The sequence below is a fragment of the Rhizobacter sp. P1_G5 genome (assembly GCF_056405435.1).
In genome coordinates, this window is sequence record NZ_JBFUCB010000619.1 from 1 (window position 1) to 3,496 (window position 3,496).

4 protein-coding genes and 1 pseudogene are annotated in these 3,496 nt (G+C 69.8%); 4 read left to right on the top strand and 1 reads right to left on the bottom strand.

Features of this window, described 5'->3' with window-relative positions; all coding sequences use genetic code 11:
• Both AC1D12_RS28175 and AC1D12_RS28180 read left to right on the top strand, forming a co-directional pair.
• The coding region (locus AC1D12_RS28175; RefSeq protein WP_477844387.1) for a thiamine pyrophosphate-dependent enzyme at positions 1-1,149 on the top strand (1,149 nt) is incomplete at its 5' end.
• Between the two features lie 109 nt (positions 1,150-1,258).
• A complete protein-coding gene (locus AC1D12_RS28180; RefSeq protein ID WP_477844389.1) occupies positions 1,259-1,822 on the top strand; it encodes a hypothetical protein in 564 nt (187 codons plus the stop codon).
• On the opposite strand, the gene AC1D12_RS28185 is transcribed toward AC1D12_RS28180, so the two are convergent.
• Complete coding sequence (locus AC1D12_RS28185; protein WP_477844391.1) at positions 1,819-2,697, bottom strand: EamA family transporter; 879 nt, start codon at positions 2,695-2,697, stop codon at positions 1,819-1,821. The two genes, AC1D12_RS28180 and AC1D12_RS28185, sit on opposite strands and share 4 nt — an antisense overlap.
• Before the next feature lie 151 nt (positions 2,698-2,848).
• Here AC1D12_RS28185 and AC1D12_RS28190 point away from each other — a divergent pair, with 151 nt between their 5' ends.
• Complete coding sequence (locus tag AC1D12_RS28190; RefSeq protein WP_047512060.1) at positions 2,849-3,331, top strand: Lrp/AsnC family transcriptional regulator; 483 nt, start codon at positions 2,849-2,851, stop codon at positions 3,329-3,331.
• Positions 3,328-3,496: pseudogene (locus AC1D12_RS28195) on the top strand (ribonuclease E activity regulator RraA); the annotation flags it as partial. The gene AC1D12_RS28190 and the pseudogene AC1D12_RS28195, both read left to right, overlap by 4 nt.

Below are 3,496 nucleotides of genomic sequence, written 5' to 3' on the forward strand. Positions count from 1 at the left end.
GCCCACGCCTGGCCGGCGCCGGGCGGCCTGCGCGACCTGCGCGCGCTGCTGATGGCCGCCGAGCGGCCGTTCGTGATCGCCGGCGGCAGCGGCTGGGACGCGGCCGCCTGCGCGGCGCTGCAGCGCTTCGCCGAGAACTGGAACCTGCCGGTCGGCTGCGCGTTCCGCTTCCAGGACCTGTTCGACAACCGGCATGCCAACTACGCCGGCGACGTCGGCATCGGCATCAACCCGGCGCTCGCGCGGCGCATCGGCGAGGCCGACCTGGTGATCGCCGTCGGCGCGCGGCTGGGCGAGATGACGACCGGCGGCTACACGCTGCTGAAGGCGCCGCGGCCGCTGCAGAAGCTGGTGCACATCCATGCGGGGCCGGAGGAGCTCGGCCGCGTCTACGCCGCCGACCTGCTGCTGCAGTCGTYGATGGCTGCCGCCGCGAAGGCGCTCGAAGCGCTGGCTGCGCCGACCAAGCCGGCCTGGGGCGAGTGGACGGYCGCGGCGCATGCCGACTACGAGGCCAACCACGTCGCCGGCGCGGTGCAGCCGCTCGACATGGCCGAGGTCATCAAGACCATCCAGCGCCTCGCGCCGGCCGATACGGTCTACACCAACGGCGCCGGCAACTACAGCGGCTGGCTGCACCGCTTCTGCCGCTACCACGGCATGCAGCACGCCGGCCGCACGCAGCTCGCGCCGACCGCCGGCGCGATGGGCTACGGCGTGCCGGCCGCGGTGGCCGCGGCGCTGCTGTATCCCGAGCGCACCGTCGTCAACATCGCCGGCGACGGCGACTTCCTGATGACCGGCCAGGAGCTGGCGACCGCCACCGGCTACGGCGCGAAGCGGCTGATCAGCGTCGTCGTCGACAACGGCACCTACGGGACGATCCGCATGCACCAGGAGCGCGAGTACCCCGGGCGCGTCAGCGGCAGCGACCTGTTCAACCCGGATTTCGCGGCACTGGCCGAGGCCTTCGGCTGGCGCGCGGCACGTGTCTCGGACACCGCCGGCTTCGGGCCGGCATTCGCCGCTGCGCTCGACAGCGGCCGGCCGACGCTGCTGCACCTGAAACTCGATGCCGATGTCAGCACCAGCCGCAGCAGCCTGCAGGCGATCCGCGAGGCGGCGAAACGGCGCCTTGGCCAGGCCTGAGAAGCTGACCGAAAAACCTGATCGCGATCGTGGGCGAAGGGATTTGTCGGATGACTTGTTCAAGACAATGTCATACCGCCGTTGTCATACCAACGATATATTGCTGCCGATGAACAAAGTTCTCCCCGTCAATCCCACGCCGGCACCGACGCCGGCAGAGCGCTGGGTCTGGCGGGCCTGCCTCGCGGTCTCGCTGGTCTGGCTGGCGGTGGCCTGGGCCGGGCAGGCGCGTTGGTGGCCGGGGGCGCTGTTGCTGGCCTTGAGCCTGCTGCCGCCGCTGCTGCGCTCGCAGCGCCGGCAGGTGGCGGTGCCGGGCTACGACACGCTCGACGTGAGCCCGTGGGGCCTGGTGCACCGCAGCGGCCTGYCCGGCGACCCGCAGGAGCCGTCGACGCGCCGCCTGGCCTGGTCCGACATCCGGCAGGTCRACGTGCTGACGACCGAAGACGGCCCGCTCGGCGAAGACCTGTTCTTCGTGCTGATGACGCAGCCCGACAGCGACGCCGAGGCGCTGGTCGTCTCGAACGCGCAGGCGGTGCCGACGAAACTGCTCGATGCGATGGCCCAGAACCTCGGGCCGCTCGACCAGGCGCAGCTGCTGAACGCCGTCAGCACGCGCGAGCTGAAGCGCTTCACGCTGTGGCGGCGCGAAGCCGCTGCAGCACAGGCTTAGCGGGACTTCTTCCAGAGCAGCAGCACGACGCCCGCGAGCACCACGCCGGCGGCGGCCCATTCATAGTGCGTGACGGTCTCGCCGGCTACCGCGACGCCCAGCAGCATCGCGATCACCGGGTTCACGAAGGTGTAGCTCGACGCCAGCCCGGCGCTGGCCTTCGACAGCAGCACCATGTAGGCGTTGAACGCGATCAGCGAGCCGAACACCACCAGGTAGAACCAGGCGCCCACCGCCTTCGGTTCCGGCGGCCACTGCATCTGCTCGCCGGTGACGGCAGCCAGCAGCAGCAGCACGACGCCGCCGCAGATCATCTCGCTGGCGAAGCCGGTCGCGCCCGGGGCCAGCGGCAGGCTGCGCTGGCTCAGCACGCTGCCGATCGACCAGGTGAGGCAGGCCGTCGCGATCGCGAACAGCCCGACCGGCGAGGCCTGGAAGCCGGCGCCCTGCGTCAGCATCAGCACGCCGGCCAGCCCGACCGCGATGCCCAGCAGCTCGAGGCGGCTCGGCACCACGCGCCACAGCAGGTTCAGCCCGGCGATCATCAGCGGCACCACCGCGATGAACGCGACCACCAGGCCCGAGCCCACGGTCTGCTCCGAATACGCGGTGCCGCCCATGCCGCCGCCCAGCATCAGCGCGCCGACCACCAGCGCATTGCGCCATTGCACGAGGTTGGGCCACGGCGCGCTGCGCCAGCGCATCCACGCCATCAGCAGCACGCCGGCAAACAGGAAGCGCGAGCCCATCTGCAGGAAGGGCGGAAAGCTGACCAGCGCGAACTTGATCGCGAGGTAGGTGGAACCCCAGACGAGCCAGGTGGCGGCCAGGCACAGCAGGATCAGCGCCTGCGGGCCGTGGCGTTCGGGTTGCATCGCGGCGGTGGGTGAAGAAGCGGACATGAGGGTGCTCGGCGCGAGAAATCAGGCCGTCATCGTACGAAGGCGGGCGCCGCAATGGAATGCGAGAAACAAGGTCGACCGAGGCAACGCATGCTATGTTTGAAGGACTTTCGGAGGATTTGCCTTGAACGTTGACATCGACGCCCATGACACGCGCATCCTCGCCGAACTGCAGGCCGATGCGCGGCTGACGATGGCCGAACTGGGCCGTCGCGTGCACCTGAGCCAGCCGGCGGTGACCGAGCGGGTGCGCAAGCTGGAGGCGGCCGGCGTGATCACCGGCTACCGCGCGACGGTCGACCTCGGCAAGCTGGGCTACGGCATCCGCGCAGTGATGCGGGTGGGGCGCGCCGAGTACGCGCGCGTCGTCAAGCTGGTGCAGCAGAGCCCCGAGGTCGTCAATGCCTACAACGTGACCGGCGAGGACAGCTGGCTGCTCGAGATCGCGGTGATCGACGTCGCGCACCTCGACGCCGTCGTCACGAAGTTCTGCCTGCTGACCGAGACCTCGACCGCGATCATCCTGAACACCCCGCGCGAGCACCAGACGATGCTGCCGCCGCGGCGCGAAGATGTGAAACCCCCGATCAAGAAAGTCACTGCATGAGCACCGAGCACTCGAACGATTTCGCCACCTGCGACCTGTGCGATGCGCACAAGAACGACACCGACGGCGCGTTTCGCGTGCTGCCGCCGGTGTTCCGCGACTACGGCGGCCGGCTGAAGTTCAGCGGGCCGGTCAGCACGGTGAAGTGCTTCGAGGACAACTCGC